This is a genomic window from Enterococcus sp. ARL09-542, from assembly GCF_005234805.1.
GTDB lineage: Bacteria > Bacillota > Bacilli > Lactobacillales > Enterococcaceae > Enterococcus_D > Enterococcus_D gallinarum.
Genome location: NZ_QPQX01000001.1, coordinates 281,052 through 306,729, shown reverse-complemented (window position 1 = coordinate 306,729; position 25,678 = coordinate 281,052). Strand labels below are relative to the sequence as shown.

The 25,678-nt window shown below is 40.0% G+C and carries 25 protein-coding genes and 1 tRNA gene; 9 read left to right on the top strand and 17 right to left on the bottom strand.

The genetic code is table 11. From position 1 onward, the window contains the following. Positions 1 to 20: 20 nt before the first annotated feature. From ytpR to pepA, 4 genes are all read right to left on the bottom strand, one after another. Positions 21 to 632: a YtpR family tRNA-binding protein gene (gene ytpR / locus DVW06_RS01400; RefSeq protein ID WP_003125829.1), complete on the bottom strand. Its 612-nt coding sequence runs from the start codon at positions 630 to 632 to the stop codon at positions 21 to 23. A gap of 211 nt (positions 633 to 843) precedes the next feature. Continuing rightward, the gene (locus DVW06_RS01395) at positions 844 to 1,299 is read right to left on the bottom strand and encodes a universal stress protein (protein ID WP_005470736.1); all 456 of its coding nucleotides are present in this window, start codon (positions 1,297 to 1,299) and stop codon (positions 844 to 846) included. Positions 1,300 to 1,317: 18 nt separating this feature from the next. After that, positions 1,318 to 1,632 carry a thioredoxin family protein gene (locus DVW06_RS01390; RefSeq protein WP_003125825.1) on the bottom strand — a complete coding sequence of 105 codons (315 nt, stop codon included), beginning with the start codon at positions 1,630 to 1,632 and terminating at the stop codon, positions 1,318 to 1,320. Positions 1,633 to 1,849: 217 nt separating this feature from the next. Further along, the gene (gene pepA, locus DVW06_RS01385; RefSeq protein ID WP_003125824.1) at positions 1,850 to 2,926 is read right to left on the bottom strand and encodes a glutamyl aminopeptidase; all 1,077 of its coding nucleotides are present in this window, start codon (positions 2,924 to 2,926) and stop codon (positions 1,850 to 1,852) included. A gap of 193 nt (positions 2,927 to 3,119) precedes the next feature. Between pepA and DVW06_RS01380 the strand changes: the two genes are divergently transcribed. Further along, entirely contained in the window at positions 3,120 to 3,464 is a 345-nt protein-coding gene (locus tag DVW06_RS01380) for a PepSY domain-containing protein (RefSeq protein WP_003125823.1), read from the top strand. 117 nt (positions 3,465 to 3,581) lie between these two features. On the opposite strand, the gene DVW06_RS01375 is transcribed toward DVW06_RS01380, so the two are convergent. From DVW06_RS01375 to DVW06_RS01360, 4 genes are all read right to left on the bottom strand, one after another. After that, positions 3,582 to 4,625: a hypothetical protein gene (locus tag DVW06_RS01375; protein ID WP_003125821.1), complete on the bottom strand. Its 1,044-nt coding sequence runs from the start codon at positions 4,623 to 4,625 to the stop codon at positions 3,582 to 3,584. A gap of 132 nt (positions 4,626 to 4,757) precedes the next feature. Further along, positions 4,758 to 5,162: an organic hydroperoxide resistance protein gene (locus tag DVW06_RS01370; RefSeq protein ID WP_002292291.1), complete on the bottom strand. Its 405-nt coding sequence runs from the start codon at positions 5,160 to 5,162 to the stop codon at positions 4,758 to 4,760. A gap of 199 nt (positions 5,163 to 5,361) precedes the next feature. Further along, complete coding sequence (locus DVW06_RS01365; RefSeq protein ID WP_002292290.1) at positions 5,362 to 5,610, bottom strand: GlsB/YeaQ/YmgE family stress response membrane protein; 249 nt, start codon at positions 5,608 to 5,610, stop codon at positions 5,362 to 5,364. 634 nt (positions 5,611 to 6,244) lie between these two features. Next, complete coding sequence (locus DVW06_RS01360) at positions 6,245 to 7,192, bottom strand: magnesium transporter CorA family protein (protein WP_021150199.1); 948 nt, start codon at positions 7,190 to 7,192, stop codon at positions 6,245 to 6,247. A 191-nt stretch (positions 7,193 to 7,383) separates the two neighbouring features. On the opposite strand from DVW06_RS01360, the gene DVW06_RS01355 reads away from it, so the two are divergent. Beyond that, a complete protein-coding gene (locus DVW06_RS01355) occupies positions 7,384 to 8,211 on the top strand; it encodes a manganese catalase family protein (RefSeq protein WP_010723486.1) in 828 nt (275 codons plus the stop codon). A gap of 141 nt (positions 8,212 to 8,352) precedes the next feature. Beyond that, complete coding sequence (locus tag DVW06_RS01350) at positions 8,353 to 9,192, top strand: aldo/keto reductase (protein WP_131732033.1); 840 nt, start codon at positions 8,353 to 8,355, stop codon at positions 9,190 to 9,192. A gap of 251 nt (positions 9,193 to 9,443) precedes the next feature. Here the strand turns inward: DVW06_RS01350 and DVW06_RS01340 are convergent, their stop codons facing one another. The 5 genes from DVW06_RS01340 to DVW06_RS01320 are packed head-to-tail and all read right to left on the bottom strand — an operon-like array spanning position 9,444 to position 13,795. Next, positions 9,444 to 10,181: a sugar isomerase domain-containing protein gene (locus tag DVW06_RS01340; RefSeq protein WP_002301439.1), complete on the bottom strand. Its 738-nt coding sequence runs from the start codon at positions 10,179 to 10,181 to the stop codon at positions 9,444 to 9,446. Between the two features lies 1 nt (position 10,182). Then, on the bottom strand, positions 10,183 to 11,433 hold the full coding sequence (locus DVW06_RS01335; RefSeq protein ID WP_003125789.1) for a PTS ascorbate transporter subunit IIC: 1,251 nt from the start codon (positions 11,431 to 11,433) through the stop codon (positions 10,183 to 10,185). Positions 11,434 to 11,435: 2 nt separating this feature from the next. Then, positions 11,436 to 11,717 (bottom strand): PTS sugar transporter subunit IIB, encoded by a 282-nt coding sequence (locus DVW06_RS01330; protein WP_002301437.1) that lies wholly within the window; start codon positions 11,715 to 11,717, stop codon positions 11,436 to 11,438. 12 nt (positions 11,718 to 11,729) lie between these two features. Beyond that, positions 11,730 to 12,161 carry a PTS sugar transporter subunit IIA gene (locus DVW06_RS01325; RefSeq protein ID WP_002301435.1) on the bottom strand — a complete coding sequence of 144 codons (432 nt, stop codon included), beginning with the start codon at positions 12,159 to 12,161 and terminating at the stop codon, positions 11,730 to 11,732. Continuing rightward, positions 12,158 to 13,795 carry a BglG family transcription antiterminator gene (locus DVW06_RS01320; protein WP_096710703.1) on the bottom strand — a complete coding sequence of 546 codons (1,638 nt, stop codon included), beginning with the start codon at positions 13,793 to 13,795 and terminating at the stop codon, positions 12,158 to 12,160. Before DVW06_RS01320 ends, DVW06_RS01325 begins: the two co-directional genes overlap by 4 nt. Before the next feature lie 213 nt (positions 13,796 to 14,008). Between DVW06_RS01320 and ypfJ the strand changes: the two genes are divergently transcribed. The 3 genes from ypfJ (at position 14,009) to DVW06_RS01305 (ending at position 16,726) form a co-directional block, all read left to right on the top strand. Next, positions 14,009 to 14,902: a KPN_02809 family neutral zinc metallopeptidase gene (gene ypfJ, locus DVW06_RS01315; protein WP_002316719.1), complete on the top strand. Its 894-nt coding sequence runs from the start codon at positions 14,009 to 14,011 to the stop codon at positions 14,900 to 14,902. Positions 14,903 to 15,245: 343 nt separating this feature from the next. Then, positions 15,246 to 15,327 (top strand) — tRNA-Leu (locus DVW06_RS01310). Between the two features lie 115 nt (positions 15,328 to 15,442). After that, on the top strand, positions 15,443 to 16,726 hold the full coding sequence (locus DVW06_RS01305; protein WP_005470691.1) for a cytochrome P450: 1,284 nt from the start codon (positions 15,443 to 15,445) through the stop codon (positions 16,724 to 16,726). 71 nt (positions 16,727 to 16,797) lie between these two features. On the opposite strand, the gene DVW06_RS01300 is transcribed toward DVW06_RS01305, so the two are convergent. After that, positions 16,798 to 18,423: a peptide ABC transporter substrate-binding protein gene (locus DVW06_RS01300; protein WP_137264323.1), complete on the bottom strand. Its 1,626-nt coding sequence runs from the start codon at positions 18,421 to 18,423 to the stop codon at positions 16,798 to 16,800. 490 nt (positions 18,424 to 18,913) lie between these two features. Here DVW06_RS01300 and DVW06_RS01295 point away from each other — a divergent pair, with 490 nt between their 5' ends. Beyond that, entirely contained in the window at positions 18,914 to 19,363 is a 450-nt protein-coding gene (locus tag DVW06_RS01295) for a DIP1984 family protein (RefSeq protein WP_005470685.1), read from the top strand. A gap of 297 nt (positions 19,364 to 19,660) precedes the next feature. Here DVW06_RS01295 and DVW06_RS01290 read toward each other — a convergent pair whose 3' ends face one another. The 3 genes from DVW06_RS01290 to DVW06_RS17330 form a co-directional block, all read right to left on the bottom strand. Next, a complete protein-coding gene (locus tag DVW06_RS01290) occupies positions 19,661 to 22,261 on the bottom strand; it encodes a Spy0128 family protein (protein WP_081842084.1) in 2,601 nt (866 codons plus the stop codon). A gap of 71 nt (positions 22,262 to 22,332) precedes the next feature. After that, positions 22,333 to 23,853 (bottom strand): Ig-like domain-containing protein, encoded by a 1,521-nt coding sequence (locus tag DVW06_RS01285; RefSeq protein WP_137264322.1) that lies wholly within the window; start codon positions 23,851 to 23,853, stop codon positions 22,333 to 22,335. Positions 23,854 to 24,258: 405 nt separating this feature from the next. After that, positions 24,259 to 24,444 carry a hypothetical protein gene (locus DVW06_RS17330; protein ID WP_003125778.1) on the bottom strand — a complete coding sequence of 62 codons (186 nt, stop codon included), beginning with the start codon at positions 24,442 to 24,444 and terminating at the stop codon, positions 24,259 to 24,261. Between DVW06_RS17330 and DVW06_RS17325 the strand changes: the two genes are divergently transcribed. Next, complete coding sequence (locus tag DVW06_RS17325) at positions 24,427 to 24,660, top strand: helix-turn-helix domain-containing protein (RefSeq protein ID WP_003125777.1); 234 nt, start codon at positions 24,427 to 24,429, stop codon at positions 24,658 to 24,660. The genes DVW06_RS17330 and DVW06_RS17325 overlap by 18 nt on opposite strands. Before the next feature lie 11 nt (positions 24,661 to 24,671). Beyond that, positions 24,672 to 25,661, top strand: a complete 990-nt coding sequence (locus tag DVW06_RS01280) for a hypothetical protein (protein WP_003125776.1) — start codon at positions 24,672 to 24,674, stop codon at positions 25,659 to 25,661. Positions 25,662 to 25,678: the final 17 nt, after the last annotated feature.

The following is a 25,678-nucleotide window of genomic DNA, read 5'->3' as shown; positions in this document are numbered from 1 at the left end:
GACGTGGCAGATCTTTTTTATTATTTTCCAACTGGAAAAGCTTCACCAACAACGGCATCTTGTGGTAATTCAAGAATTCCTTTTTTCAATGGTGCATTTGCTAAGTGCAGTTCACGAGCAGAACAGATCATGCCGTAGCTATCGACGCCACGAAGCGTTCCTGGCCAGATCAATAACCCATCCGGCATCATTGCCCCTGGTTTAGCAACAACGACTTTCAATCCTTTGCGAATATTGGCAGCACCACAAACGATTTGCAGGACCTCGCCTTCTCCGACTTCTGTTTCCGTTACAGATAAATGATCACTATCTGGATGTGGTTCACATGTTTTGACATAACCCACAACGATTTTCGGCTCTAAATCAATTGCCAATTGCTCCGTAAAGCCAGCTTCTGTGATCAATCGGTTCAAAGTTTCCACTTGTTGTTTCGTCAAAACTACTTGTCCGTTTCCTTCAATGGCAACTGTATCAGAAATGTGAAAGAAGTTCCAACCTACGATCGTACCTTCTTCATTTTTGATTTGAGCGACATTTCCTTTTCGTACAGCCGTTTGTTCCAGCCCTTTATCATCTGCTGTGATCACGATCAAAGTATCGCCCACATATTCTTTGTTGTATGAAAAAATCACTTGTCTTCCTCCTCTTACTTATTCCGCCCATAATCTTAACAAATTTTTGTCTGTTCGTCATGGGAATTTTCTTAGTTTACAATCGCTGCACTTCCCAATCCATAAAAAAACTGCGACAGAAATCAGACCAACAGGCAGCTAGTGAATGAAAAAGCACTCGCTTGCTCTTTTTTCCTGTCTCTGTATCTTCTGTCACAGCTTTGTCTTTTGCTTATTCTTCGCTAGGAGAGACAACCAACACATCACATTTCGCTTCGCGAATAATATAACTCGCTACACTCCCGGTGATAAACCGCTCAACTGCATTCAGTCCGGATTGGCCTACCATGATCAAATCAATCCCATATTTTTCTGGTAACTGTTTGGCCATTGCTTCTTTCGCAGAGCCGTAAGCAATGATCCCTTCGATCAAATCAAAATTAACGGATTTACCATATTGTTTACAGGATTCGATTAATTCTTGGGCAGTATCCTTTTCCTGCTCAATGATCGTTGTATCTAAAGGAGCATATCCCATCATCGTGGGGATCTGCTGATCGATGATATTCGCTACATAGACTTTCCCCTGATTGCGTCGTGCCACTTCAACTGCTTTTTTGAACGCTTCATTGGCTTGGTCGGAGCCATCGACACCTACTAAAATATTTTGATATCTTTGCCCACTCATGTTTTTCACCTCGAAAGTTTAATTTAGACTTGATAAGAAAGATTCGATTTCTGCTTTTGTTTTTCGATCTTTGTTGACTAAACGACCAAGTTCTTTGCCGTCTTCGATCACTACAAGACTTGGAATTCCAAAGATATTCCATTCCACAGCCACATCCATATAAGCATCACGATCAACTTCAACAAATTGAAATTCAGGGAAATCTGCTTCGATCTCAGGCAATTGCGGTTTAATATAACGGCAATCCCCACACCAGTCTGCTGTAAAAAAGAAGACATTCTTTCCTTTTTCGACATATGTTGCCAATTCTTCTAAATTTTTTGGAACAATCACACGCTCACCACTTTCTTTTCTCTAATCAAATTATACACCTTTTAAAACAGGGAACCAACTCACAAGCAAAAGAGCTGTGAACACGCCCATGCTAGTCACTGAAAACAGCACCCTCGTTGTCCCATTTCCTGATTATCGTAAACAGTTACAATAACAGATCAAAAATTGAACCAAATAGGTCTGATCTAGCGTTGAGTCGTATCACAGCTCTTAATTTTTATTTTCCTTCTACAATTGTAGCAACTGTTGATTTATCCAAACCTTTCAAGACTTGGATCACCATTTCTCTCGCAGCATCAAAGTCAGCGATGCTGAATAGTGTTTGATGGGTATGGATATAACGTCCTGGTACACCAATCACAGAACTTGGAATTCCTTCATTGGCCATATGAGCTGCACCAGCATCCGTACCGCCTTTAGACACAAAGTATTGGTAAGGGATATTGTTTGTTTCTGCTGTGTCCAGCAAGAATTCTTTCATCCGAGGCAACATGATCATTCCTGGATCATAGATACGCATCAGTGTACCTTCACCTAAATGCCCAAAAGTCCCATTCTTCGTCACTGTATCATCAGCTGGTGAACAGTCAACAGCGAAGAATAGATCTGGTTGGAATTTCGTGACAGAAGGTTTTGAACCACGTAAGCCAACTTCTTCTTGCACATTGGCACCAGCAATCAATGTATGACCCAGTTGTTCTTCTTTCAATGCTTCCAATGCTTCTAATACAACCGTACAGCCATAACGATTATCCCAAGCTTTTGAAATAATGTTTTTGCCATTCGCTGTCTTGATTGTTTCTACTTGAGGTACGATGGTGTCACCTGGTCGTACGCCAAAACTTTCCGCTTCTTCTTTAGAATCAAAACCAGCATCGAACAGAATGTCCGTTACTTCTACTGCTTTTTGTCCAGCTGTTCCACGTAGTAAATGTGGGGGCACTGATGAAGAAATACATGGATAGTTGCCTTTCGCAGTTTTTAAAGTGAAGCGTTGTGCTGAAACGACATAAGGGTTCCAACCGCCAAGAGGTGTCACTTTAAATAACCCGCGTTCGGTGATTTGTGTCAACATGAATCCAACTTCGTCCATATGAGCAGCTAGCATCACGCGTGGTGCATCTGCATCTGAATGATGACGTAATCCGAAGATCCCGCCAAGTCCATCTTGTTGGATTTCGTCCACTAATGGAGTCATCGCTTCCCGCATATAGGCCCGAACATCCTGTTCAAATCCACTAGTTCCTTGCAATTCTGTTAATTCTTTGATTCGTTGAAACGTTTTTTCTTCCATACTTTTTTCGGCTTGAATCGAAACAAGCCTTCCCTCCTCTTGCAAATCTATATTTATTATAACGCAAATTACTCATTCTGGTTCTTTTCTTATAGAAAAATTCTAAACTATGGTAAAATAATCTAAACAGACAAAAGGATTTCCGTTTATTCCTTAACAGGATAGGAGAAGTCTTCAAGGAGGCACAACATTTATGATCAATGAACGTCCATTCAATTATTTTAAAAACGGCCTGGCCATCGGCGTGGGTGTCGGTTTTGCAGGCGGGATCTTCTCGACATTATGGATGAAGAAAAAACAATCGATGAATGCAGATGACGTCCTCGATCAAATCAAAGCAGCATTTTTAAAAGAAGGTCCGATCGAAGGTTCCTGGATCAATTTTGAGAAGCAACCCCTTCGTAAATTTGCAGTGACATCTCAAGGATATACCGGCGGTATTACTCGAACCGAAGACGGACAACTGATCACTTACGAATTTTTAGCAGATGCGAAAACAGGAACTGTTTTGGATATTCAACGATCGATCATTGATTAATACGCATTGCTATACAACAGACGCTCAATGATTCAAACTCATAAAATAGTCGAACATCGCTAGATGATTTTTCTTGTCGTTCTTTATGAACAACAGTGATCATCTTGAGTTGTCCGACTATTTTTTAGTTGCGGCAATCTTTTTGGGACGTTTATTTGCATGAAGCAACGTTGCTAAGTCTAGTAATAAAACATTGGCTAACACAGGATTGGCTTTCTCGCGATACGCTGCGGCGCCACTTTCAAACAATACTGCTAGACGATCTTCTAAAACAACGATTTGTTCCAAATACGGTGGAAATTTGATTCGTTTTAGGATCCGGCTAGGAGAGTCCCGCTCGGACACTAAGAGTTCCGAGGTATAAGGACCATAAGAACGACTGGCTAAGAGATAATGGCCATAAAAAGCCACACCTTGAATCTTATCAGATGTTTTTCTGCTCATTGTCACGGTTGGTTGGATTTTGTCTTTGCGGCGAATTGCTGTTTTCTTTTCAGCTATCGTCGGCAATAGATAGAAAGTCAACTGTCCTTCACCTTTTAGTGTGAAGTTGCCAGATACCAGTTGATCATTGTTTTGAGTCAAATACGATGCTTGTGGAATCTCTAAGAGATCAGTTGTCAGCCAATAAGCGATTGGCTGTCCCGTCTCTTCAGATGTATCTGCTAAGATATCGATCAAACGTAAAGCGGCTACTCGTCCAGTAGCAGATCCTGTGATTGTCAACCATAAAAGTTCCCGTTTTGTATCATATACTAAGCCCCCTACATGTGGCCGTTTAGGTAAAATCAGCAGTTTGATCGGCTGTCCTGTTTCTCTATCCAGTACATGAATAATAGAATGATGCTGATGGTCATAGCAGTAGGCAGAAATAAACACAAAATCTTGAGAAAAAGCCAACCCTTGCGGCGTCATCCATTGACAAACCTCATTTTCGCCGGTTTCCGGCACCACCATTCTTGTTTCTGTTAATCCAGGAATGTTATATTGTTTTGCTTCAGCCTTTTCCCAAGCTGCTTGAACAATAGGATACCGTTTTAACTTTTTTTCAATATCCTGATGTATCCGTTGCTGCTTCCAATGCTTAAACTTTAGGACATAGTAAACAAGGAGGCCAATGACCAGCAACACTAAAATCATTATTGCTACCCGCTGAGTCATTTGTTTGCCTCCTTGTTCTATTCGATCAATCGTACATATACCGCTATTAATTACAGTATCTACATGTTTCTTTTACTAGCGTTTCTTTATAGGATCTTTCATAATCTCATTTATAGTAACATTAAGAATCCCTTATTCTACTATAGTCACTTCCACATCAATATTGCCTCTTGTTGCTTTAGAGTATGGGCAAAATGCGTGGGCTTCTTCTGCGATTTTCTCTGCTTGGTCCTTCTCAAGTCCTGGCAAAGAAACTTCTAAAACAACCCCGATTTGGTAGCCCCCATCTTCTAATTGAAATAAAGATACCCGTGCTTTGACTTCAGAATCAGACTCAAGATTATTTTCTTCCAGCATGTGTTGAACCGCGCCGTTGAAGCAAGATGCGTATCCAGCCGCAAATAGTTGTTCCGGATTTGTCCCTTCACTATGGATTCCTGGGCGGTCGATCTTCATGTGCATACTTCCGTTTGGTGCCTCGACCTCGCCATCACGGCCTCCACGATTGATCATTGCTGTTTCGTACATTTTTTTCATTGAGATCATCCTTTCTTTCGTCTTTCTATATTAAGTGTAACGAGTATTTTTTAATCTGACAAAGGTAATGCTTGCATTCGACGACATCAGTTAGACAACATCGATGATCAGTGATAGAAGCAGTTTGTCTATACAAAAAGAGAAGCAGCGAAAAGCTGCTCCTTAAGATAATAGGTAAAATTGCTGATATATTTGACGATTAACCTCTTGAACGTCCCAAGAAAAATGATACTACAGCAACAACGATGATCGCACCAATGATAGAAGGAATCAAAGCCATTCCTGCTAATTGAGGACCCCAGCTACCTAACAATGCTTGTCCAATTGCTGAACCAACTAAACCTGCAACGATGTTAGCGATCCATCCCATTGATCCACCTTTATTTGTAATTGCTCCGGCAATCAAACCGATAATAGCTCCTACGATTAATACCCATAACCAATGCATAATTTTCTCCTTCTTTCTGTGAAATATTTATTACACATATTATGTTACGCTTCTTCTTAAAAATACACAAAAATTTTGCTCTTAGAAAAACAAAAAAAATTTAAAACGTTGTTATATTAAGGATAAATCAACTTTTTTGGAATCGTTAACACTCACTGCAAGAGGTCAAAAAAACTGCCGCAGCTCTTTGAAATCGTTTTGATCAGCAAAAAGTTATTTTCTGATAAAGGGTACCTAGACTATGTACGATTTTCTTTCATTGTCTGCTTTCAACCGTCATCTTCCCTATGAATAAAAGCAATCAAAGAAACCAGATTGTCGTACACACCTCATTCACTACATCCTTCTGATGAAACATCAAAACAATTGGCATTCCTTTGATTCTGCCTTTTGTATTTGAAACCTGCTTCCCCTCACTATGTAAAAGGATTATGAGAAAAAGCAGCGATAGAAGTGAGCGTATGCAATAGCGAGTAAAGTAAAAAATAAATTGTTCGGATTGTACCCCGGCCTTTCTTCTTAATATTTTTCATTTCTCGCTTCTCCCCTCTGCTTATTGGACAGTCTTCGCGATTGTGAAGTCACGAAAAAAAGCAACTTTGCCCAGCGTTCAATGCTAGACAAAGTTGCTTTTTTATTTTGTTTTTGAAAAGTCTTTCTTTGAAAGATAGACAGCAGTAAGGATGCCTACTAAGACAGCTAACCCAAAGACTAGAATCGTTCCTATCGTGTTATCCTTCCCAGGCAGTCCGCCAGTGTTGATCCCCCAAAGTCCAGCAATTAATGATGGCACTGCAACCACTAATGCTGCTGAATCTAAATATTTCATCAAATGGTTCAAATTATTGTCCATCATATCCGAGAATAGACCACCGATGGTTTCCAATAAATCGCGATAGATCGTGACAAGCTTGTTGGCAAATTTCTGTCGCAGTTTAATGTCGTAAACTAACGATTCATTATCTAGTTTGTCTAAAAACTCTTTTCGTTCCATCAAGTGATTCACTGTAAGATTCTGATCTTTCAATGTGTGATCCAAATAAACCATATCTCGTTCTGTGTCTGCCAGATTAAATAGTTCATTATTTTCGGTTGTTTTACGGGCAGCCGCATCCAATTGGTCGATTTGCTTTTTAATCTCTTTCAACCCATTGATAAAGTGGGTATAGATCATTAATGTGGCAAAAGCAATGATATCCTCAAAATGTCGAAGCTCATTTCCATGTTTCTCGATCAATCGCTCAACGAGATTCGATTCTCTAGAGACATAGGTGATCATCAATCCTTTGGAAAGAATAAATGTGACAGGTTCAAGGCGTTTTTCAATGCGTTCTTGATGATTTGAAGAAAGATCGATCAATGTATAAAGAAACGGATTGTTTAATTTAGTGTCTCGTAAATGTTCTAATCGAGAAACTTCCTCTGGTTCATCGGAGCCAATAAAAATATCTTCCGGTAAATCAAAAAGTGTCAGCAGCTCTTTTTTTTCTTCTTCATTTCCATGTTTGACTACCAACCAATTATAGTCTTCTTCGGATGATTCTCTGATTTGGTTCTGTTCGATTTTATAGTACGAATACATTTTGCCTCTCTCCTTTAACTCCTTCACTTCTCTTCAACTATCTAATGGCGACTGCTTTTTGTCAAGAAAAAGCGCTATTTCAACGGTTTTTATTAATACGGAAATAAAGCAAGCGTTTGATTAGACCATTCTAAATAAACGTGAGAGAATATTTTTGGGCCCAATAAAAATCATTTTAGAGGAGGACAACTATATTTCTACATCAGAAAGAACTACAGTTCGAAGCAAAACCAGACAAACCAAATCCATTAATTGCGAAGTATCTTCAAGAATTGATCGGTGGCCAGTATGGCGAAATGAGTGTAGCAATGCAGTATCTCTTCCAAGGTTGGAGCTGCCGTGGAGAAGAAAAGTACAAAGATATGTTGATGGACATTGCGACAGAAGAAATTGGACACGTTGAAATGCTTGCTACAATGGTTGCTCGTTTATTAGAAGGTGCACCGGTAGAAGATCAAGAAGCCGCAATGAAAAAAGACCCAGCAATTGGCGCAATTATCTCTGGAATGAATCCACAACATGCGATCGTTGCTGGCTTAGGACCACGTCCAGCTGACAGTGTCGGTAATCCATGGAGTGGCGCTTACATCATTGCCAGCGGTAATTTACTGGCAGACTTCCGTGCCAATTTAAATGCAGAATCACAAGGACGATTACAAGTCGCTCGAATCTATGAAATGATTGATGACCGTGGAGTTAAAGACCTCTTATCCGTGCTATTAGCTCGGGACAGCTATCACCAAAACCTTTGGGCACAAGCTGTCAAAGAACTTGAAGAAAAAGAGGGTACAATCTTAGTACCGAGCACTTTCCCTCGTAATGAAGAACGGTTAGACATCGCCTATGACTTTTACAATTTCTCTGAAGGAGATCAAAGTAAAGAAGGCTCTTGGGCAAAAGGAAAAGCACTTGATGGCGAAGGTGAATACCAATGGCTTTCTACACCTAAAGTTGAAGGCAAAGCGCCAAAACTAGATCCTGTCACACCAAAAATGTATGGCACGCCACCTGAAAAATAAATTGATCGAAACGAATAAAAAGAGCAATGATTCCATTCACAAGAAATCATTGCTCTTTTCTTGTCTTATTGAGCAAGTTGGTTACCTTAAAGCTAAAAAAGCGTTAGAGTAGAATGTATAAGAAAAAGGAGGAATCATTATATGAAAGCACCTTTACTTACACTAAATGACGGCAATATGCGCCCAGCCGTGGGCATCGGTACCTATCAAATTCGCGGTGGCGAAGGCTTAAGCCAGTTGCAAGCAGCGATTGCAGATGGCTATCGTTTGATTGATTCGTCAACGAACTATGACAATGAAGGAATCGTCGGTAAAGCGATTCGCCGATCCGGTGTCCCTCGTTCTGAGTTTTATATCACCTCAAAATTACCAGGAAAATATCATGGATATGATGATGCACTGACCAGTATTCAAGAATCGCTGGCGCGCATGGGATTAGATTACTTTGACGCCTTTTTGATCCACTGGCCACTGCCTAAACGCGGCAAGTACATTGAAGCGTGGCAGGCGTTAGTGACTGCGCAAAAATTAGGTTTGATTCGTTCTATTGGTGTATCTAACTTTGAACCTGAACATTTAGATGCCATTATTGAGGCAACTGGTGTCACTCCAGCCATCAATCAAATCGAGATCCATCCTTACTGGGTCCAAGAACAAATGGTAGCAGAAAACAGAAAACGTGGGATCATTACTGAAGCATGGAGTCCATTAGGCCGCGGCAGCGCGGCGCTCAAAGAATCCATCATCACTGATCTAACAAATAAATATCAAAAATCTGCGGGTCAAGTCATCTTACGCTGGCACGTCGATCGCGGGATTCTACCACTACCAAAATCCCGAAACCTGAGCCATCAGCGAGAAAACTTAGCTATTTTTGACTTTGAACTGACTGAAGAAGAAATCAATGCAATCAATCGCTTGAACAAAGAAGATGGACGTATTGAAGGTCAAGATCCGAATGTATATGAAGAATTTGAGTAAAGTGAGACAGCACAAAGCTCCTGAGGGATTTCATAGGCTCACATCAATTATAGGAATTGGAATGGTCACAAAAAAAGAACTGCGAGATGACTTGCCCCAATTGAATTCCTTAGATCTACTAGCAGCAAGGCTCTACTGAAGTCTTGCTGCTATTTTATGAGAAGTAAAAACTTCTGACACGATCAGTTTTCATTTGGATTATGCTTTTCTCACAGTTCTTTTTCTGAGTTAAAACTTCTGTACAATCAGCGTTACAACTGATAATGAATGGCTTCTTTGTATTGTTCAAACAATGATTGGTTCAATTCATCGCCGCCATCCATATTTGCGGAATAAAAGATGGGCGGATAATCGATTCCTGCTTGTTTCAATTGTTGGCAAACTTCGACGATAATGGTATTAAGGATCGTAGCGCCAATCACCGTTGAAGTAGGCCCCACTTTTTGATCCATCCCCTTAATCTGACAACCTGCATCACCAATTTCTCCATGATTATCGATTACAAGATCAGCGACTTCAAACAGACGAAGGCCCGAAGAATGGCGGCTAGTGACTGATTGCGAATACGTTTTGTTTGTTAAAGCGATAATTTTGACGCCTTTTTCTTTTGCCGCTAGTGCTAAATCGATTATGACAGGATTACGACCTGAAACTGAGTGTAAAATCAGCACGTCTCCTTCTTTGAACGGCTGGATTTCCGCTAATGCGGTGCCGTAGCCTTCTAGTCGTTCCATTTTGCTAGTAAAGGTGATGGGACTGCGATCCAACATCAGTTCTCGTCCAAAGATCGCATTGATCGTCATCATCCCTCCCGCGCGATAGTACATTTCTTCTGCCAAGATCCCCGCATGACTAGCCCCAAAAATATAAATCGAATGCTTTTCTAGATTTGCTGTAGTCAAGAGACGAATTGCCTCATCGATTGCATGCTGTTCCTTTTTTTCAACGGTTTCTAGTAATGCATGAATTTTATCAACATATTGATACATATTAAATTCCCCCAAATAGACTGCCGAGACCACGACCAATGATTCCCCAAAGTGATAAGTCATTGCCACCAAAGATCAGAATCCAGTTTTGAATCGTTGTGCTGAATAGAACGGCAGATACACCAACTAACAAGACCATCACAAATGATGCGGCAATGGTACCAATGACTGCGCCACGCAAGCCGCCTTGTCCTTCTCCAATAACTGCTGCGCCGCCACATTCAAAGAAACTGGTGATAACTAATGGTACGATCAAGATTCCAAAAACATTCGTCGTATTGACAATGATCACAAGGATCGTTGAGGTGATCATAGCTACGATAAAACCAATAATCACGGCATTCGGACGATAATTGAATAGGATCGGTACATCAAAAGCTGGTTTGGCTCCAGGGACGACTTTTTCAGCAATCCCTTGGAAAGCTGGAATAATTTGGTTGATCAATAGGCGGACCCCATAAAGCATGATCAAGAGTCCTGCGCCAAAGTTCAAGCCTGCTTGAACAGCAAACATGACCAGATTCCCACCTTCTGGGACAAGAACTGGTGCGATAATTCCTACAACAATATTCATCAAAAACATCACCAAGGCACCTGTAATGGAAATCTCACGGAAAAAGGACAGGTTTTCTGGCACTTTTAAATCTTCTGTCGATTTTTCTTTGTTTCCTACTCGTTTTGCCACGAAGCCGGACACCATCGATAAGATCCCTGTAGGATGTCCAATCAAGAACGAATCATCGCCAGTGGCATCCCAAACATATTTCCGCATGATCCAAGGCATAAATGACCAATAACAAGCAGATAAAACAGCTCCTAAAATCAATAATGGAATCCCCGACATTCCACCTTCAACCCCACCAGCAACGATCACAAATGGGAACCACCATAACATATGACCCGTCAAGAAAATCGTCTTAACTGGTGTAAAACGAGCAATCAATAAGTGCAAGATCAATCCAAAAAACATAGCTAACCCAACAGTTCCCCCGTATTCTGCTGTGAAGGTCACATCAGAAAGACCATCGGCTACTTGAACCCCCAACTGTGTCTGAACCGCTGTGTTGATTGGTGCGATCGTTCCCGTCAGCATATTGACCCCTGCGGTCAATGCTACCATCCCAAAGGCTGCTGTCAACGAGCCTTTCACCACTTCGGCAAAAGGTTTTCGTTGCACGATCAACCCGATCATTGCAATCAGTCCGAGCAATACTGGCGGATTCTTTAAAATATGATCTGTGACAAAACTCATGATTATCCCTCTCTTTCAGCTAAAAACTTTTCCATTTGCATTTTGACTTCAGCGACATCCATATATTTTTTGATGGGATAGACAGGTGCTTTGACGGAAGCTTGCAAATCATTCAATAATTCGTGGCTTGTAAAATAAACATCTGCAGGAGTTGCTTTTGCAGTAGACAAATCCGTATTCTCAGCAGTCGCCTTCAGCCCCAGCTCCTTAATCACCTTATCGATCGTCATCTTTAACACCATTGAACTTCCAACACCAAATCCACACACAGCTAAAATTTTCATCTTCTTTTCCTCCTATTGGAATAATTGGCAAATCTGTTCTTTGTCACCATTCAAAATAAGTTGATACTTTTCCTGATCCATAAACACTTCCATGATTTCCTGCAAACTTTCCAAATGACTTTGATTGTCTTTTGCAGCTAAAACAAGGAAAATACGGACCGACTTGCCAGCTAAATCGATTTCGTTTTTAGTCACTAGCAAACTCATCCCTTGATGAAAGACACCTTCCCCCGGACGAGCATGCATCAATGCAAAGTAATCAGCCAATACCATATACGGGCCATTCTCCTCAACGCTATGGATCATATTAGCGACATATTGTTGATCGATGGCTTTTTCATTTAATAGCGGCTGACTCGCCAATTGAACTGCTTCTTGCCAAGTGAGGATTTGATTCGTGGTCTCGATATGATCCTCAGGCAGTAATTTTTTTAAATTGATCATGATTTTACCTCCAACATTTTTGAAATGAACCATTCTTTGTCTTCGATCCCTTGCATGATCAACTTCATGACAGGTTCTACTTCTTGGGCCTCATCTTCTCGTATCATTAGTAACACGATGATATCGACTTTTTGGTTGCCCCAATCAACAGGACGATCCAAAATCAATACAGAAAAGGTCGTTTTTGAAACAAACTCAGGATTGCCATGAGGTATGGCAAAACCGTTATCTAAATAGGTCGACTGCAATGCTTCTCGTTCTAAGACGGAACGCTGAAAGTCCGTACGCTGATTTTCCGACGAAAAGTCATTTTGACTGATCAGAAAATCCAGTGCTTGTTCTTTGGTCTCAAATCGTTCAAAATAAATCTTCGGTGCAATCAACATCCGTGTATCTTGCAGGATTTTCACCTTATCCGCAATCGGTTCATTATCAATAATCAAATCGATATAGTGATTCATGATCCGCTTCATGTCTCGATTGGTCACCATCGGCGAGATGCGGACGACTGGTTTGGAAACATCAGGTAAATCGATCGTGGAAATAATGAAATCGATGGCAGAAATATCCATCTCTTTGAGCTTAGCGACAGAAGCGGTTTCAATACTATCGACATTAGGCAATATTCGACGAATCTTGGCAGAAATAAATGAACTGGTGCCAACACCGTTCGGACAAACAAAGACGATTTTATTCAATTGCCGCATCCGTTCTACTGCAGCTTGAAAGTGAATCGAAACAAACCCGATTTCATCCTCAGATATTCCAATATGGTAGGCCTTTAGAAAGTCGTTCAAAGAGAACCAAACGACCCCATACAACGCCGGATAATGCTGTTTGATCTCATCTAGCAATGGATTGACTACAGTAGTTTGGGCCTCAATGCGTAAAAACAGCTGGTACAAATGAATCGTCAAATCTTCTTCTAAGCGACTATCCTGTGTCAAATCGATCTGGATGCCTTCACTGACTTTCTGAATCAGATTTCTGACTTTCCCTCGAAAAGAGAACGGAATCGATTCGTTCTTCATAAAAAAACGTAAGCCACTACCTACAATGAGATAGGTTAGGTACTGAACTTCTTTCGATGAAAAATGGTAGATTTCTTGTTCTTCAATTTCTTTCAACAATTCATAAATCAACGGATACTTGTCAAATTCCAAAAACAATTTTCCAAATTGGCGCTTCTCTTCTATATCCAGCTGATTTGCCTGATTCGAGCGCTCGACAATCAGCAAGATCGAAACAACGATGCTTTGGATGTAGCTTTCTGGGATCTCCATTTGCTTTTCGATGATCGAATGGCGAAAAGCCGCATTTATCTTTTCAAATAATGACACATTTGTCAGAACAGAAAGGTTCTCCCCATGCTCCACAGTAAGGAGAATGAATCGCTTCAACATTCGTTGGATTTGTGACTCGCTTCCTTGAAAATAAGTGCCTGAATTATCAAAACGCAACAGTAAATTTTCTTTGACAAACAGTGTTTTTAGATAAGCGATATCCTTGGCGATACTGCTCCTAGAAACATAATACTCATCAGAAAGTTGCTGGTAACTCAAGTGCTCCCCATTGATCAGCCGCTTAAAAATTTGCATGCGTCGGTCTTCGATCAAAGAATAATTGTTTTTCATTTGCTCACCCTCTACCTTTATTCTAGTGATACCTTAACAAATATGAAGACCAATTGTTAGATTAAAAAATGATTAAAAGGTGTGCACACCCTTTCCCTTGATAGCAATATCGGTCGTTTGTTCCGCAAAATCGCTTCAAGCAAGCCAAACTTTTCTCATCTTCCTCGTTTTCTCTTATAATAAATGTAAACAGTCAAATGAGGAGGAAACAAAATGAAATGGCGTGGGGGTAGACAAAGTTCCAATGTGGAAGACCGCTCTGGTCGTTCCGCAGGTTCAGGAGGAAAAATAATGGCCGGCGGTGGTATCGGTACGATTGTTATCGCAGTCCTCTTTTTTCTATTCAGTGGGGGTGATTTAAACTCCGTCACAGATATTTTAGGAGGCGGACAAGCCGCTAATTATCAAACAGAAAATGTGGCTTCAGACGAGTATACAGAGGAAAAAGAATTCTCCGCTGTCGTCTTCGGCCATTTGGAAGATTATTGGAATGGTGTTTTTGAAGCAGAACAGACTACGTATCAAGATCCTAAACTGGTTTTATTTACAGGAAGTGTTCAATCGGCTTGTGGGAATGCAACTTCTCAAGTTGGTCCCTTTTATTGCCCTGCCGATCAAAATGTTTATCTGGATCTCAGCTTTGCAACAGAACTTTCTCAAAAGTATGGGGCCAGCGGAGATTTTGCCATGGCCTATGTCATTGCTCATGAAGTTGGTCATCACGTACAAAACGAACTTGGTATTACACAGCAACTCGATAAGATCCGCCAACAGGTTTCTGAAAAAGAATACAATCAATATAGTGTTCGATTGGAACTACAAGCGGATTATTTAGCCGGTACATTTGCCAAGTATCTACAAGGAAAAACTTATAACGGCCAACCGATTTTAGAAGCTGGTGATATCGAAGAGGCTATCACAGCTGCTAATGCCATTGGTGATGATACGTTACAAAAGGAATACCAAGGATATGTCGTACCAGATAGTTTTACTCATGGGACTTCAAAACAACGAGTTGAATGGTTCAACCGGGGGTTCAAATATGGTGATTTGGAGCATGGAGACACCTTCAATGAAAAAAACCTTGATTTGGTCTACGGATCGTAACAAAAACGTTCCTTTTTAGTCACTCTTTTTTCACATTTGGGCGGTATAGTTTATTCATACCAACAAACCCTAACTTTTTCATTTTACTCCTTGCCTGCCAGTCCCCGCTGGCAGGCCCTTTTTTTTCATGGTGCTATTTTAGTTTTTTTTTAACCTTTGGCCTGTTTTTTTCTTTAAAACGCTAAGGGTTGATCACAATTTTTTCATATTTTCCGGTTACTATATAAATAACCCAACAAACAACCCAACTTTTTCATTTTTTACTCCTTGTCTGTCAGTCCCCGCTGACAGACTTATTTTTTTTCTTGCCAAAATTCTCAAAATGCGCTAAGGTTATTTATGCGCGGAAGTGGCGGAATGGCAGACGCGCACGCTTCAGGCGCGTGTGAGTATATCTCGTGTGGGTTCAACTCCCATCTTCCGCATTTTGAGCAGATCATCTTGGATGATCTGCTCTTTTTTATGTGTTTCTTTTGTCTAAATAAAGAAAAAAGCTTAAGCTAGAAGTATATCAATAGGAAAAAGACAGGAGGAAATCCAATGAAAGAAGTACCAACAGCGAAAATCAAATTAACTGAGGTCAAAGAACTCTTTGATGCTGGTTATGAAATCTTAGGAGAATTACGGTCTGAGGTGAATGCCCCAGTCGTTAGAGCTAAATTTCTGAATCAAGAAGTGATTGCCATTTATGGAAAAGAAGCAGCAAAAATTTTTTATGATCCACGAAACTTTAAACGTGAAGGAGCAATGCCTAAACTCGTCCGTTCAACCTTGTTAGGGGAAGAGGGGGTTCAAACTTTAGACGGGGAACAACATCACCATCGGAAAAACTACTTTATGGACTTGATGACACCTGAGAGAATGACCGATTACCATGATTTGTTGGAACGAAACCTTTCTCATGAACTGGATAAACAATCCGGTACCTTTGAGCTTTTTTCACTCACAAAAAATGTTCTATTCAAAACGATTTGTGAATGGTCAGGAATCAATCTAGCACCACTGTCTCAATCAGAGATCAGTGAGTTAGCTGATTATCAAGTTGCTATGTTCAGCGGGACTGTCACCTCCCCTGTCGCCCATTTAAGAGGCGTCGAAGATCGTAAAAAATCTGAGAAATGGGCTCAAGGATTGATTGAAGAAGCTCGTCAACATCCTGTTGCTGGCAAAGAATCATTAGCACTCTATACTTTCGCTACTGCCACTGATCTTGAAGGTAATTTACTGCCGATCGAAGTTGCAGCCGTCGATCTGTTAAATATCATCCGCCCTACGGTTGCTTTAACCGTTTGGATCGCTTTGATGGGACATGCCCTTTTTAGTACAACGACTATCTACCAAGCACTTAAACAAAACTTTTCGGAGTTACAGGATTCATTTATTCAAGAATTACGCCGCTTTTATCCTTTCTTTCCAATGATGCCTGCCATTAGCTTGCAAGATGTTGTCGTCGATGGTTATCTGATCCCTAAGGACAGCTGGGTCGTCCAAGATATTTATGGTACGAATCATGATCCGAGAACCTTTGATCAGCCAGATGACTTCAAAGTGGATCGCTTTGTCGGACGTACACAAGCCATTTCCTATGAGGAAGAATATGAAATGATCGCACAAGGAGGCGGTGATTTCCGCAAAATGCACCGCTGTGCTGGTGAATGGATTACCTTGCATACGTTGCGCGTGTTCAGTGATTTACTGGTCAACCACTATCAGTTTGAAGTTCCTGAACAAGATTGGAAGATTCCAATGAATCACTTTCCAACCTATCCAGAAAGTAAAGTTCTCTTATTTAAAGAAGCTGCAATGACCACAGAAAATGAGTAACTACTGATCGTTGTTATTAAGTGCAGCTCACAAAAACGCAGCCCAAGCAAGCTTAGGGCTGCGTTTTTTGCTTACTTCTCTACAGATGCCGTACGGAAATAAAAATAGGCACCGTATGCGGGAAATTGGATATCTTTGATCGTTGACCTGATCATATAATTTGATGCACTCTGATATAGAGGAACTTGAGCTGCATCTTCTGCTAACAGAATTGATTCTGCTGATTTGTAATCTTCAAATACTTTATCTGGATCATTGGCATCCACGGTACGTGCGTTTTCTGTCAATGCCGTATAGTCCTCGTTGACATATCCACCGTAATTGTAAGAAGAACCTTTTTTATATAAATTGAAATAAGAGTCCAAGTCACTGCTGCCAGCAATCCAACCAGAAATCGACAACTCATATTGACCATCTGCTCGTGATTGATTCAAATTCGTTCGTGGTTGTTTATTGATTGTAATCGTCAAACCAGGCAAATGATCTTGAAGCTGATTTTGCAGATATTCACCGATTTTTTGTCCATGATCATCATCTGTTACCAATAAAGTCAGTTCAATTTTGTCACCGATAGCTGATTGTGCTTGGCTCCATTCTGCTTGTGCTTTGTTACTATCGTATTCATTGTAGTCCCCACTATAAGTGCGAAAATCTTCATTGGTATTCGGATTGGCATAAAGCCCACTGGGAATAAGGCCATTCAATACGCTTGCTCCATCGTTCAACACATCATTCACGAGACTCTCTTTGTCAATCGCCAAAGCGATGGCTTTACGAAGGTGGACATTTGCCAATGGTTTATTTGCCTGTTTATTAAAATCTAAAAAATAGTTGGCAATATCCTTTTGAGTGACTAAGGAGTCATTATTTTGGTACTGTTGCACATAGAGTCCGCTGATTTTTTGCAGATCCAACTCCCCGCTTTCAAACAACTGGATTCCAGTATTCTCCTCTTTGATCGTGGAACCTTTGATTTTATCCAACTTAACTACCGCTTGATCGTAATACTCAGGATTTTTGGCAAGCGTCCATTCTGCACCGGTCTGTTGCCAGTCTTTCAGAATGAAAGGTTCCGTATAGAGCAAGTCTTCACTTGTTTTCCCATATGCCGTCCCTTTTTCTTCAACATAAGACTGTCTTTGAGGCGCTAACCAGCCAATCGACACCACCGATAAAAAAGAAGGTTGCGGCTGTTCCAAATGGACGACAAAGGTCTTTTCATCCGGTGTTTCTAAGCCAATCGTCGCAATGTCTGCTTTCCCTTCGCGAATATCTTGACTGTTGACGACATTGTCTAAAAGATACGCATTTGGCCCCATGGTTTTAGGATCGACCAGTTTCTTCCAAGCATAAGCAAAATCTGCTGCTTGCACTTGCTGCCCATCACTCCATTTGGCTTCTTCCTTTAGTTTAAAGGTATATGTCTTGCCATCTTCACTGATGACTGCTTCCTCCGCCAAACCGGGAACTGGCTGACTCTTTTCATCAAAACGATACAACCCTTCAAAAAGATGCTGGATAACGGTAAACGTAACTTTATCCGTTGTTTGCGTCGTATCTAATGTTGTCAACTCTGCCGGTAAGCTGACTGAAATCTCTTGAACTTCTGGATCTGTCTCCTTTGCGGACGATCCAGTCGTGCTACATCCTGCTAACAAAAAACTTAAAATCCCTACAACAACCAAACCCTTTTTCATTTACTCTCCTCTTTCCTTTTCACTTGCGAGTTGCAAGCTTGATTAAATAAAAAAATCCTCGTCCCTTTGCTGATCATCATTGATCAACAAAGGGACGAAGACTTCGTGTTACCACCCTTTTTCGTGTCATTTTTACAAATAACACCTCATCAGTACGTATGCATACTCGGCAGGATAACGGCTGCGTTCCGTCTAACCAGCGTAAACCAGTTAAAAGACTCTGAGCTCATCTTCACTTAGCGTTCTGTCCCCTTTCTCACCAACCCGGGTTCTCTTTAAACAGTCATCAAAGCTACTCTTCTCATCGATGTCCTATATTCTACTGAATTGATAAAAGTATACTATTCCTCGTTTTTCAAGTCAAACAGTTTTTAGAATTTTCAATCTTTTCAATAATGGCTTCAAGACTTTTTGGAGGGCAAATACTTGCCAGCTTAGTGTTTTTTTTCTAGGATAAAGAAAAGAAACCTTGCTCGAAAGGATGAAATCAATGAAACTTGCTGAAGCATTATTACTACGAAGAGATCTTGAATCCAAACTCACTCTGTTACGAGAAGAGATTGCCAGTAGTGCCGTGATCCAAGAAGGCGATACGTTAGACCGCAGCATCGACGACTTACTGCTGGATTATGAAACAACAAACCAAGAATTTGCCCAGTTGGTCATTGCAATCAATCAGCGAAATGCGGTCGCCAAAATCGGTGGACAAGAAACGATTGCTGCTGCATTAGAGAAACGGGAAGCTTTAAGGCGTTCGCATGCGATGCTAACGGCAACATTGGAAGCAGCCAAGGTTGCTCCACGGATGGGACGTAATGAGATTCGTATGATCCGAACGATCGATACCAAGCAAATCACCGACCGTTTGAATCAAACCGCAAAAGCCTTACGTGAATTAGACGGGCAGATTCAACAAACAAATTGGCTTGTTGATTTATAAAACAGCTGGGTGGGAGTCAAAAGCGAGCACAAAGCAGGTACAGGCTTATATGTACACCAATGGGGTCTGGCAGGGACCAGTTTAATGACTGCTGTTCAGTTACAAGCGTACAACTTATATTTTTCAATTAACGACCACGTGCTGGTTTGACAAGGTGGGTGCCTCTGTTTATCTTTTGTTACGCAAAAGGTAAACAGAGGTTTTTTGTTCAGCAAGACCTCTTTCAAAAGAAAAAGACCCCCTGATCCGTTTCCAACATAGGAAACCAGATCAAGGAATCTTTGATCGTTTAGCTAGTTACTTTCTTTTCTGTCTGCGATATACCACTACTACAATGCCTACTAGTAACAAGCCTACTAACATCCAGCTGACTTGATACGTTTCACCGGTTTTTGGCAGTTCGTTTTTCTTCGTCGGTGTTTTTGTATTCTGATTTTTTGCTGGATCAGGAGCTTTTTCTGGCGTGTAGCGGTTAGTAAAGGTTGGCTCGCTACCATAATCTGCTTTCGCTTCCAATGTTCCGTTTTGATCTTTGACATTTACGGTCACTGGAATCTCTGCGTCATCATAAGTGATTGTACTGTCTTGTCCGGCTTTTTCCCGGATCGTATAGTTGTACTCACCGGCTTTGTCGTACGGAATCGCATCGAAGTAAACTTTCCCTGTGCCGTCGTTGGTTTGGCTTTGAATCACTTGTCCCTCTTGATCGACTAATTCAAAGGTGAACTCCCCTGCGACTAGTGAACGGCCAGTCAAAACTTTCTCAGCTTCCAACACTACACTGCCGGCTTTTGGTGTGTAAGTGTTCGTGAAGACGGCGTTGCCTTCATAAGTCGCTGTTGCTTCTAACTGTCCGTCGTTATTTTTCACCTCTACTGTAACATTGGTGATTGAATCATCATAGCTAATCGTAGCGTCATGTCCTTGTACTTCATAAATTTTATATCGATAGGTTCCTTCTTTTTGATAAGTAATCTCATCAAAAAGAATATTATTTGCCTTGTTCGTCTTTTCTTGAAGGATTTTATTTTCTTCATCTGCCAAAACAAAAGTGAATTCCCCGTCTTCGATCTGTCGGCCTTCCAAAGCTTTCGTAGCCGTTAAAGCTAGGCTAGTTTCGATAATTTCCCTTGTATTAGCTAGTTCAAAGACATAATCGACTTCCTCGTTCGAGATCGTAAACGTATATTCTTTTTCATCCCGCTCATATCCATCTGGTGCTTTCGTTTCTTGGATTTTATAATCTCCATATCGTAGCCCATCTAAGTGGTCAAATTCGCTAGTTCCTTGAATCAACTTATTATTTCTGACAACAAGTTCGGAGAAAACAACTTCGTAGTTTCCTTCGGCATTTTTACGACTGAGTTGGAAATGTGCCTCTTTGTTGATCCCAGCTTCCTTATCCCCTTCTCTGTCATATTTATTGATTGTCAACGAGCCATTTGTTCCCGTTGAAGTACCGCTACCGTTGGTAGATTTGACGATTACGTCTTTTGTTACTTGATGGATTTCCGTCTGACTTCCGTAAAGAGACACATCATTTGAAACAACTTCATTATTTCGAATGCCAGGATCAAGTTTCGTTTGATAAACGATGAAGTATGGACTGTCAATGACATCCTCAAAAGCAATACGTAATGTGAATGTTCCATCAATACCATTCGTTGTTACATTTGGATTGTCTTGATTATTGAAAATAACTTTCTCACCTTTTATCCATTGATCTCCGTCTTTGACGGCTTTATACACATCAACAAGGACTTTTCCTGTCTCATCGTACAAGAAAGTCTGTTGATTATAATTGATCGTATCTTCAATCACAGCATTCTTGATCGTTCGACTATCTTGGTTAACCAGCACTTCCCAATCCAACAGTCGATTATTGTCAACATTTTGAGTGCCATTTTTTGTTAACCAGTTTCCTTTTGCGGATTTCTCAACTTGCGCTTCAGCAGTTAAATCCGTTGTACCATCTGTCAAAGAGATCATATTATTGTACTTGTAAACATCTGTAGCTGCTTCGACAGCAATGAAGACAGCAATCGTTTCTGAAGTGTCTTTCAACAGTTCTACTGTCACTTGTTTTGTCACTGGATCATACGTCAAGCGATAATCAGCTGAGCTCAATTCTTCCTTCAGAGATCTTACTTGGTTTCCTGTTCCGGATACGTCAACTGTATAAACTACTGCTTCTTTAAACGTTTGACCATCTTGTAATTGATCGACAATCTTGGTTCCTTCATGAAGTGTCGCTTTATACGTATTAAATAATCCCATCCAATAGATTTGATCACTTGTAGCAACATCTTCTGAAAAGATATTTGGGAAATTACGGTTAAAAGCTGCTTGCAAGTATGCTTTTACATCTCCTCCTTTTGGAATGAAAAGCCCTGCTTTTAGCGCGTTTAAGGTCCAAGTAGTGTCCATCCATGAATTTGCTTGAGCGGCTTCCCTATAAGAGTTACCGTCAATTTCATAATCGACAAAAGCAGAATTACTAAAACGTGTTTTGGCACTTCCTAAAGCGATCTGTGTCGTCATATCAAAAGTCGTTTTGAATCTGACCGTAATTTTGTCTGCTGTCTTTGCATAGTTTCCTTTTAGTTTAATTTGAAAACCAGATTCGTACTCAATTGGATTTTCTCCAGAAGTGGTTTCACGCTGCTTCGATAAATCAAAGTCGCTTGAAGTCAATTCTTTAACTTCTCCTGACTGGCTAGTTGCAGTTAAAACAAGAGAGTCTTCAATCAATTCTAATCCACTAATATTTGTCCCGCTAATTTCTCGATAGCGATCTGTGATGACCATATTTTCCACTTCTACATATTGCTGATTTATCTCAATCTGCCATTGAATCGTTTGATCCTGATAACTTTTTGATGGTGCTGTTTTTGTCACACCAATTTTGCTTGTTGGGTCACTGTTCCCGACCCATTATGAGAAGTTGTCGTATCATCTTTGATAGTTATTTAGTTAGTAATTCTAGTATTCACCAGTACTGGATCAAAGAGTTGTGTCTCATAACGAATCACATATTGTCCAGCATGAGCAAACACAAGTTGAAATTGAACAAGCTGATTATCTTTTTTTATTTCTCCTGCTTCATCAAAGTGCCAATCTGTCACAATACTGTTATCATTTTTGTTTCTGACCACTACAGAATCGGCTACTAAATAATGCAATGCAATTTCTGAAAGTGATCCAGAATACGTTTTATCAGTGAGAATTGAACCGTCTTTGCTAAGATCTAAAGAAACCTCCCAAGAAGCACGACCAGTTGACTGATCATAACCTAAAAATCGCTTATATTCCGCAGATTCATCATAGCTGACTGTTGCTTCAACTGATTTTTCATGGAAATTATCTCCAGTGATTTGAGCAACATTTTTGAAGGAGTTAATCGTTGGATCATTGACAACACTATAAATTTCAATTTTGACTGGCTTATCGATTTTTTGATTGAATGTAAAAGTTCCAGTCGTTGAGTTATAAGTATACAAGTCGCTAGTTCTAACCCAAGCGTCTCCATCATAAAGGTAACCATAAGAATGAGAATATGCCAATCCGCTTGGTAGTTTATCTGTCACAACGACGTTTTCTAGTTCCTTGCTTTCCGTATTATATACGATCTCCCAAACAATTGAGCCACTAGTACTTACTTTCCCACTCTTCGTAATATCGATTTGATAGATTGGTAAAGTAATCAGGATCTCATTGCCATCACGGTCATAAATACCAGTTTCGATGACAACATCTTCTGTGATTGTTGACACTTTCAATTCGGTTTCAAGATTGATTGTCCCACTTCTACCTGATAGATTCTCTGCGTTTTCATTGAAAACAATCTTTAATTCTCCATTTGCATTTAGATAAAAGTCTCCTAATGATCCTCCACCTGAACGCTGTAATGTGCCTGACACCTCATTGTGAACAGCAAAATAGCTTGGTAGCTGATAAATATAATAATCACCGTTTTTGATTTCCTCCTGATCAGATAATGACCAGTCAAAGTGAATCTTAATATTGTCGTTATAATAAGGAGGATTGTTTTGATCAAAAGGTTGATCATTCATATCTGTAATTCGTACATTATCAAATAGTTGAATTCCTCGAGCATTTAAATCTGGATTAACAGCATTTGGAGTGACTGCTTGTTCGGTAGATTCAGTCTCTGAATCCTCCGTGGGTGCACTTGGCTGTATTGTATTTTGATTCAACTCTGAAGTGGACGTTTCAGTCGTAGTAGTAGTGGTCGCTTTTTCCGGTTGACTGTTTGAGGTATCTTCGACTGTTTGACTAGTACTCTCCGCGTTTTCTGAAGTTGTTGTTGATTCTTCCGTTTTTGTGTCTGTCGCAGGTGAATTCGATTGACTCGTTTGACTTTCAACTTCTATATTTGAAACCATTTCAGCTACTGCAATTGCCGGTGTACAAAAAGTCGCACCTAGCAAAACCAACAAGCTCAAATATGCACATAGTTTTTTATTCATAGTGATTCATCCTTTCTAAAAAAACAACTGTTACTTTTTAGAAAAACTTAATTTTTTTACTTTTCTAAAATATAAGTTTTTCTAAAAGAACCAACCAATATAATTATTTATGATGGCACCGTACTGTACGTTCTTCCCTCATTCTTCCGAAGACAGCATAACGATTGATATAGCTAGACCAGAACCTATTTTTCATTCAATAACATACCTTTTTTATAGAAAATCAGAGACAAGTATCAATAAAAAAGCATGTGTTATCTCACCTTTATTTTCCCAAATTTGGCATAAACTAAGTGTTCAAAAAAATCATTTTTCAAATATTTTTGACTATTTGGAAAAACGTGCTACCATCAATACATAACTGATTGGAGGAAAGCTATGTTCAGAGGTTTATTGTCAACTGCTTCACAAATAAAATTGTAGTTGATTGAAAGTTTGTTGCATGACCGTCACTGTTTTATTGCTGATTTGCTGGATGAATTTGACCTGTCTTTGTCGTTGTTCAGAAAGTATGTGACAGAGATCAATCACGATCTGTCCTTTCTTCAAATAAATATAGACAATCATTCCTAAGTGAGTCTGGAATTCCATTCTTTCGCTTCACGATCGGATGTCTATAGTTTTTTCTTGGCTGACTCTTCTGCTTTCAAACTCTTGGAACTTCTGTTTTCATCCCACTTTTCCAGTTATGAGACACTAGCGATTGAATTGAATCTAAGCAAATCCTCAATTATTCGTTTAATTAAAAAAATCAACACGGTCATACGTCCTTTTGATTTTCATATAGAAAAAAACCTATCCGCATAGCTGGGAATGAAATGACTATTCGCCAGTTTTACATGGTTTTCTTTTTGGAGAAATACCAACATGAGTTTAGAGATGCCAGTAAAAATCAGGAACAAGAATTTTTAAAAGTTGCACAACTTTTGGCTGAAGTTACTCCATTAAAGCTGTATTTTTCTGACATACGAAAAATAGCGTTTATCATTTATGTACATAGTAAACGAGAGAGGCTTTTTGCCACGGAAGTGCAATCGAATAAAATTGAATATTTTCTAGAAAAAATCGATCTCGCTGAATTCTCTCGCTACAAACGATCTTATTTAGAAAAAGTTATGGGTTATCTGACTTCTCATATCACAGCCGACCCAGCTATCTATAAACAAGTAAAAAAAATCTTCTATCGATTGACTAAACAAATTTTTCTTAAATACCATTACACCGAAACAGACTTTCAAGAAAAATTGGATGCTGTTAGTTTCAAATATTTGCTGGAAACGAATTTGAATGTTCCGTATTGTATTTTGAATGATCGCCTGGCCCGTTTTGTTGATAACTGCGATCCTGTCCAGCAAGCAATCAACAAGGATATTGTTCAGCTAGTGACTCATTCTGAATTACCGGCGATTCGCCCTGCTACGATCAACCATTTGATTTATATTTTCCATACTTCTTTTCCACTATTTACAAAACAAATCATTGATCAACATGCAGATTATCATCTCGCCTTGTTCTACGATACCAATAGCGACCATACGGAAATGATCCGAACACAAATCAAACAGTTCGTCCCCTACGACCTGAAAATCACGATTCTCAATCCGTTAGACTCTTTTTCAATCCCTGCCGTCAAAGCAACCTATGATTTGATTATCGGAAATATCGTCCCTCCTTTTCAGAAAGTTCCTTTCAAAGCAACAGACATCTTTATTACACGAAATGAGATTGGCTATATCGCAAACAGTATTCAAGAAAAAGCGATCCAGCAGATTGAGAAACAAAAAGAACCTCTTAGCCCTACTCACTGAAAAAGTGAGTTTCGCTA